Raw genomic sequence first — 1,453 nt, 5'->3', positions numbered from 1 at the left:
CCCAGGTTCAACCCGTCGTTGCAACAACACCGTCCTGTTGGATCAACAGTAGCTGCTCGTTGAAGACTTCGGCGGGTGTCCTCCACCCCAGGGTCTTGCGAGGGCGACTGTTGAGCGCTGCGGCGACGGCGTTCAGGTCGCCACGAGTGTGCCTGCTGAGGTCGGTGCCCTTGGGGAAGTACTGCCGCAGCAGGCCGTTGGTGTTTTCGTTGGTGCCGCGTTGCCAGGGGCTGTGCGGGTCGGCGAAGTAGATCTGCAGCCCGGTGTCGATGCGTAGTTGGGCGTGCTGGGCCATCTCCGCGCCTTGGTCCCAGGTCAGCGATCTGCGCAGGTGCTCGGGCAGGTCCGTGATCGTGTCGGCGATGGCGTCGCGGACGGCCTGGGCACCGTGCCCGGCGAGTGCCGGGCCGTTCTTGACCCGGGGTTCGCCGTGTCCCTCCATGGGCGGCAGGTGCAGGAGCATCGCGTACCGGGTGGTGCGCTCGACCAGGGTGCCGATTGCGGAGCGGTTCAGACCGATGATGAGATCCCCTTCCCAATGCCCGGGCACCGCACGGTCGTTGGCCTCGGCCGGGCGCCGGCTGATCAGCACCTCCTCGGTCACGAAGTTCTTGCCCCGCCCCTGGGTCCGGGCCCGGGGAACCCGCAGCGCCCGCCCGGTGCGCAGGCAGGCCGTAAGCTCGCGCTTGAGTCCGCCGCGGCCCTGAACGTAAAGCGACTGGTAGATCGCTTCGTGAGAGATGCGCATGGTCTCGTCCTCGGGGAAGTCGATCGGGAGCCGGCGGGCGATCTGCTCGGGGCTCCACGCCGTGGCCCACCGCCTGTCTTGGCGCGGCCCGTGCCGGCGACCCTTCCACCGCGTTGCCGGCCCGGGCGCGGCGCGGCCGTCTGAGGCAGTGACCGCACCGGCCAGCCGCTCCTGGACGTACTGTCGCAGCTGGTCGTGCTCGACAAGCTTGCACGGCTTGGGACGGCGGGCCTGGCGGTCAGCGTGCCACTGTGCAACCGACGCCCGGTAGTCCAGGCGCCCGCCCCGGGTGGCAGCGTTGCGCCGCAGCTCGCGGGAGATCGTCGAGGGCGCGCGCCCGAGCCGGCGGGCGATCTCTCTGACGCCCCACTCGCGGGCCCGCAGCAGCGCGATCTCCTCGCGCTCTGCGAACGACAGGTAGCGTCCTGACGGTTCTTCAAGGGTGATCGGCGGCATGCCGCCACCTTCACGGAACCAACGTGGTCCCAGCGGCATCGACACCCCGGCCGCGACAGCGGCCTCCTCACTGGACAGCCCTTTGGCGATCAACTGCCAGAACTGCTGCCGCTCCGCCCGCCGATTGACCGGGGCCCGACCGGGCGACCGCAACGGCGGGCGACCCGCCTTCAGTGCCGCACGAGCCCTTCCCTGAGCCACAACAACCTCCTCGATCGAGGTGTTGCGACGATCAGTTGAATCCGCCTT

General features: G+C 69.6%; 1 protein-coding gene. It reads right to left on the bottom strand.

What is annotated here, in order from left to right; genetic code table 11:
• Positions 1-7 precede the first annotated feature (7 nt).
• The gene (locus ABD369_RS40555) at positions 8-1,405 is read right to left on the bottom strand and encodes an IS30 family transposase (protein ID WP_425557898.1); all 1,398 of its coding nucleotides are present in this window, start codon (positions 1,403-1,405) and stop codon (positions 8-10) included.
• Positions 1,406-1,453: the final 48 nt, after the last annotated feature.

The sequence above is a fragment of the Kitasatospora cystarginea genome, assembly GCF_039533515.1.
GTDB classification, from domain to species: Bacteria; Actinomycetota; Actinomycetes; order Streptomycetales; family Streptomycetaceae; genus Kitasatospora; species Kitasatospora cystarginea.
The sequence above is the reverse complement of the archived record's forward strand: the minus strand, read 5'-3'. Positions and strand labels throughout refer to the sequence as shown.